Source organism: Pseudoflavitalea rhizosphaerae, assembly GCF_003991355.1.
Lineage (GTDB): Bacteria > Bacteroidota > Bacteroidia > Chitinophagales > Chitinophagaceae > Pseudobacter > Pseudobacter rhizosphaerae.
Map to the genome: position 1 here is coordinate 284,417 of NZ_RCSU01000010.1, position 6,660 is coordinate 291,076.

General features: G+C 46.6%; 3 protein-coding genes. All 3 read left to right on the plus strand.

What is annotated here, in order from left to right; translation table 11 throughout:
- The first annotated feature begins 53 nt into the window (after window positions 1–53).
- The 3 genes from D9Y29_RS18285 to D9Y29_RS18295 are packed head-to-tail and all read left to right on the plus strand — an operon-like array spanning window position 54 to window position 6,387.
- Entirely contained in the window at window positions 54–3,584 is a 3,531-nt protein-coding gene (locus D9Y29_RS18285; RefSeq protein ID WP_164735468.1) for a SusC/RagA family TonB-linked outer membrane protein, read from the plus strand.
- A gap of 18 nt (window positions 3,585–3,602) precedes the next feature.
- Window positions 3,603–4,904, plus strand: a complete 1,302-nt coding sequence (locus D9Y29_RS18290) for a RagB/SusD family nutrient uptake outer membrane protein (RefSeq protein WP_127130878.1) — start codon at window positions 3,603–3,605, stop codon at window positions 4,902–4,904.
- A 16-nt stretch (window positions 4,905–4,920) separates the two neighbouring features.
- Window positions 4,921–6,387, plus strand: coding sequence for a TlpA family protein disulfide reductase (locus tag D9Y29_RS18295; RefSeq protein ID WP_127130880.1), 1,467 nt, complete (start codon window positions 4,921–4,923; stop codon window positions 6,385–6,387).
- The last annotated feature ends 273 nt before the right edge of the window (window positions 6,388–6,660 follow it).

The window sequence follows — 6,660 nt, forward strand, 5'->3', positions numbered from 1 at the left end:
GGAAAGGGCGCCACAACACGCGTTCCCTATCCTCTGCGAAAAAACAACTGCTTATGCGGCTCACATTTGTCGGCATTCTATTACTGGGGCTCTGTTTGCATATCAGCGCCAAAAGTAACTCCCAGACTATCACATTTTCAGGGAAGAAAGCTTCCCTGAAAGAAGTGTTTACCGCCATTGAAAAACAAACCGGCTTTGTAGTTTTCTATGACGGCGCCATCCTCCGGAAAGCTGCTCCGGTAAACATTCAGGCGAATAATATGCCTTTATTGTCGTTCCTCGATAATGTTCTAAAGGAACAATTATTCGATTATTCCATTCAGAAAAAAACGATCGTGATCTCTGCAAGGAAGATCGCGCCGCCTGTTTTTCAACTCTACCCTCCCACTATCGAAATCCGGGGCCGGATCACCACGGAAAGCGGCGAGCCTGCCAGCGGCGTAACGGTCACAGTGAAAGGCACAGACAAAGGCACTGCTACCAACAGCAAAGGCGAGTTCACACTCGAAGGAGTGAACGAGCAGGCAGTACTGATCGTTTCCAGCGTGAATTATGAAACACAGGAAGTAAAAGTGAATGGGAAGAACAATATCCTGATTGTAGTGAAAACCAAAGTATCCTCACTGGGAGATGTAACCGTTTCCGTGAATACCGGCTACCAGAAGATACCCAAAGAGCGGGCAACCGGCTCTTACTCCGTGATAACGGCAAAAGACCTGGAACGCAGGACCTCGCCGGATCTCTTCAACCTGATAGAAGGCATGGCGCCGGGATTGCTGATCTCCAAAAGCGCCAATGGTATTGAAGGGGAAGACGATCCAAGCATCCTGATGCGCGGCGTGTCTACTTTCGGCAATCAACAACCATTGATCGTTGTAGATGGATTTCCCATCGAAGGCAGCCTGTCTACCATCAATCCGAACGATGTTGAAACAATTACCCTGCTTCGCGATGCGGCCGCAGCCGCCATCTGGGGCGTGAAAGCCACCAATGGTGTGATCGTGATCAATACCAAAAAAGGAAAAACACTTTCGCCCAGGGTCACTTTCCGTTCATCTTTCAATATCAACCCCAGGCCCAAACTCAGCTACCTCAACCTGCTGAGCCCTGCTGAAATGGTGGAGTTTGAAAAAGAAGAATTCTATGCCTACCCGAACAATATTCCCGCCCGCGACGACTACAGTTATTCCCGCGATGCCTACACGCCTGTATTTGCTACCCTGTTCGATTTTGAAGAAGGAAAGATCACTGCAGAAGAAAGAGACAGAAGATTGAAGGAGATCGGAACTTACGATAACCTCAAAGAAGCCGCAAAGGAATTCTTCAATAATGCTTATTCCACTGACAATACAGTCAGTATCAGTGCCGCGCCCACAGACCGTTTCAGCTACTACGCTTCCTTCGGTTATGTAAAAGGCACCAATCTTTACAAAGGCGATGAATTCCGGAAGACCAATGTGAACTTCAACAGCGACATCAAACTCACCAGCAAGCTCACACTGGCCATCAATGCCAACTACAGTGTGAATGACCAGGATGTATCTCCACTGAAAAGATTCGGTGGCAGTTCCAACTCCGTTGTTCCGGGCTCGCTGAAGATCCTTCCTTATGAAAGATTGCGCAACCCGGACGGCAGTCACCGGCAGATCCCATACAGGTGGAATGATGATCTTAGCAGGCAATTCGTGGAAGCCGGCTTTCCCGCGCTTACTTATGCCCCGCTCGATGACCTGACAGACTATGATTTCAACAACAAGACCAATAATCTCCGTCTTCAGTCCACCCTTAGCTACAAGTTCAATAACAGCATCGCCCTTAGTGTCAGCTATAAATCGGAGAATATCGATGAGCTGAAAAAAGATATCTATAACGCCAGTTCCTTCCAGGCACGCAACCTCGTTGCCAGCTATGCCACGCTGGACGGCACATTGCCCGTTTTCAACATTCCCAAAGGCGGCATACTTTCTGAAACGAGGAATACCACCAGGAATTTTTATGTACGCGCCCAGCTTGACCTGAACCATACTTTCAATCATGATCACAGGGTGGATATGACACTGGGCCTTGAAAGACAAAAATCACTTTTCGATAATTCGATGGATACCCGTTTCGGATACGATCCATCCAATAATCTCAACTTCCCCGTTGACTTCAGGTATATCACAACAGTTGGCGTGGAAAATCCGGTCAGCACCCTGTTCAGCAAATTCGAATACGATCAGTATTTCAAGAAAAGCACACTGGATGATCGTTATATCTTCTACTATTTTGCAGGTTCCTACGCTTACAAAGGGAAATATACTTTGAGCACCAGCGCGCGTATCAACAAGAGCAGCCGTTTCGACCGGTCCGCAGGTTTGAACAAACAGATACTGGCTTCCGCAGGATTGAAATGGGACCTGCTGCGCGAGCATTTTATCAAAGCGCCTTCCTGGATGAACCTCCTGCAAATAAGATATACTGCAGGTCTTACCGGTAACGTACCTGATCTTACTTCCTCATCACTCAGGACCATCGCGCAGGCCTGGAGCAGTTTCAATCTCAACAACACGCATCTCAATATCAATTCTCCTGCCAACAGGGAACTGCGATGGGAGCCTACTTTCACACATAACCTTGCATTGGATTTCAGTTTACTTTCCAACAGGATCAGCGGCTCTGTAGATTTTTACCATAAGAAGACCACTGACCTGCTGGCATCGCAAACCTGGGACCCCACCCGCACAGGTTTCTACCTGATCAACCTGAATACATCCGATATCACCAACAAAGGCGTTGAGCTGAGGCTGAACACCATCAATATCAACAACAGTAAATTCCGCTGGCAGACTACCGTGAATCTCGGCCTCAACACTAACAAGGTGGGATACTCGAATCTCAACAATGGAAGCCTGGCCGGATTCCCAAGGAATTTCACCGGCTTCCCTTCCCGTACATTTTTCGCTTATCAGTGGGCAGGTGTGGATGAAACAGGCGCAGGCCTGATGTGGGATGTGCAGCCGGATGGCAAGCGTGTAAAGATCCCCGCCGCACAATACTCCAATCTCAAATATGAAGACCTGGTGGTGATCGGCTCCATCGTTCCCAAATACACGGCAGGTCTTACGAATATTCTGCAGTACGGCAACTGGGACCTGTCCTTCCTCTTCATCGCCAATGGTGGTCATTTCATGGCAACCGATATGCTGGATGAATTCTATTTCTCCAACAGTTTCAACGGTGAAGGCTATACGAATGTATCCCGTGTAGCTGCATCCAGGTGGCAAAAGCCAGGCGATGAATTGCATACACAGATTCCCAGGAAGAGTGTAATGCAAAGCAACCAGTACAACTGGAGCGATCAGAAATTCGCTTCCGCCGCTTTCATCAAACTACGTGAAGTGGCCGTTGCCTATCTCTTCGATAAAAAGATGCTGGGCACCTGGCCGGTGAACAGTATCAAACTCAACTTCCAGGTGAGGAACGCATGGAAATGGTTAAAGAATAAAAATGGAATTGATCCCGAAGCCCACCTGATGGAAAGTGGTGAAAGAACCCTCCCCATCACTCCCACCTACACTTTCGGCGTACTGGCCAATTTTTAATGCACAATCATCAAAAACATGAACAAGATCATCCCCATCATATTATCATCCGTTCTATTCATCACCAGCTGTGAGAAAAAATTCCTGGAAGTGGATCAGCCAGGCGTGGTAACCGTAAGCGCCACTCCGGATTATGATCAGCTCCTGAATGCTGATGACGTGAATGGCTATTTCAACTGGCCACTGATCCAGCTGAGCGATAATTTCGAATACCTGCCTTCCCGCACTCCCAACGGCATTACAGCAAGATTGTACACCTGGCAGGACCAGCCTTATGTGAACGAGGATCCCACGCTGTGGTCTATGCCTTACAAAACCGTTTACTATGCCAATCTCGTGATCAATGAAGTGATGGATTCCCGGGGCGGCTCACAACTGGAAAAAGAAAAGCTGAAAGCGGAAGGATTACTGGCAAGGGCTTATGCACATTTCTGCATTGCGCAGCTCTATGCAAAACCTTATGATCCTGCCACGGCGGCATCTGATCCTGGCATCCCATATGTTACTTCCGCTGATATGTATGCGAAAACACCTTCCAGGTCTACCGTAAAGGATTGCTACGAAAAAATGATAAAAGACATCCGTGATGCACTGCCCAGGCTTTCCGATCTCCATCCTGTTCCATATCGTGGTAGTAAAGCAGCTGCATACGCTTCACTGGCCAGGATCTATTTGCACATGCAGGACTACGATAACACCATTGAGAATGCAGATGCAGCACTCGCATTGAAAAGCGATCTGCTGGATTTTTCGGCGGCCAATGCTACTGCGCCTGATCTGCTATCCAATCCGGAGAACCTTTATCTCCGCAGCAATTATGAACTCACGCATGTACTAAGAACAAAGCTCACTGCCAGTGCAGCCGCATTGTTCGGCACTACTGATAACCGGGAAAGACTGATGGCTTCCAAAACAAGCGGGCTGAGGATCAGACAAACCAATTTTGGTATCTCCGTTCCTGAAACCATGCTCAGCAAGGCAGAAGCGCTGGTGCGCAAGCCATCACCCGATCTCAATTCAGCGCTTGGCATCATCAACAGCATCAATGCAAAACGAGACAGGAATCATGTGGACCTCCATTCCACTGACGCAGCACAAGTGCTCAATTGGGTGCTGGATGAAAGAAGAAGAGAACTGATTGCCAGTCCTGTCCGCTGGTTCGACAGTCGAAGGCTGGCCAAAGAAGGTAAAACGCCTACCGTTGTACGAAATCTGGGAACAGATATCTATACGCTTACTCCTGACAGCAAAAAATACACTTTACAAATCCCGCAGGCCGTGATCAATTTCAATCCCGACATGCCTTTGAACGAACGATAAAATCTATATATGAATTATGAAAAGAATATTCTTCATTGGGACGATGCTTTATTGCAGCAGCCTCCTTGCACAGCCTGTAAAACTGAGTGGCATATTATCATCCGCTGCCGGCAAATCAATTGAGTTAAACAATCTGACTGAGCAGAAATGGAAAATCCAGGCAGACAGCGCCGGAAAATTCAGTCAGCGTTTCAGCGATATTGAAAAAGGATACTACAGTCTCAATAGCGTTGGCCCCGTTTATCTTGCTCCCGGCTTCGATCTTAACATTACGAAGGAGAAAGATAAATTCCTGTTCCGTGGAAAAGGAAATATCGAGAACAATCTCATCGTAACACTGAATAACAATGCCAGGAAGTTGAGCGACGAAGTGAAAGGAGGAAAGATGAACATGGTACCTTTTCCTGAATTCCTGAAAAATATTGAAAACTGGAAACAGCAGCAATACCTGTTGATCATCAAAGCAAAATTGAAAGACCCTGCTTTTTCAGCTCATCGCAGGGGAGATATCGATTACGCTGCCAGGAATATTGTCCGGGATTATACTTATGTGTACGGTGTGGATATGAAAAAGCGGGATAACTTTTTTGAGCTGATGTCAAAGATGGCCGGCAACTTCGACAGGGCCAAACTAGATTCAGCCCGGAATGAAATGGAGGTAAAGAAACTTACAAGGGAAGAAAGGGATGTGATCGACTCCATCAATCATATCGGCACATCGATGAATGATGAAGCGCTTTTCAAGGCATCGCCAGCCTACAGGCGGTGGATGGACCAGGAGATCGGCACCATGATCTATAAACCAAAGTACAAGGACGATTTCAACAGGGGTGTTAAGTCTGAATCCATCCAGAGCAAGGTGGTGAACAATGAGATCAGCAACGCCTTCATCAGGGAATACTGGCAATATGATATTGCTTCCATTGCGTTGAAAATGTCCGAAGACATTGCAGAGGCAGACAGCATTTACACTGCTTACAGTGCTATTACCCGCAATAGTAACTATAGTGCTATCGTCAACGGTATTTACACCAAAATTAAGAAATTCACCAAAGGGGCTCCCGCGCCGGATTTCAATTTCAGGACTGTTTCCGGCGAAAAAGTATCATTGGAAAGTTTACGCGGTAATATTGTGTACATCGATGTATGGGCCACCTGGTGCGGGCCCTGCAAGGCAGAGATCCCTCATCTCAAAAAAGTGGAAGCTAACTACCATGGTAAGCCGATCAGCTTTGTGAGCATTTCAGTGGACGAGCTCAAAGACACGGATAAATGGATCGCTTATGTAACCGATAACAATCTCAAAGGAGTGCAACTGATGGCGGACAATGCTTTCAATTCAACCTTTATTCAGGAATTTAATATCGCCGCCATTCCACGTTTTATTATGATCGATAAAGAAGGAAAGATCATTTCAGCCAATGCCATGCGGCCATCGAATAAAAAGCTCATAGCGGAACTGGATAAATATTTAGCGCTGTAATTAAGATCTATAGTGATCCGTTCACCTATGAAAAAGAAATGCCTCCGGAACACCGGGGGCATTTTCTTTGGAGCAAAATCACCGCTGAAATTCTGGCAAATCGGCCAATGTCATTTTTTCAAATCCGTCGTAAAAAATGACAGAAAAAATGCGCTGGCATACAAATTGAAAATTGCCATTTTGAATACAGCGTTCAGCGATTGTTATTCATCTTTTATGAATTTGTGTTTCATTATTCAAAATCAGTATTGTCCGACTAAAGTCGGGTTATAA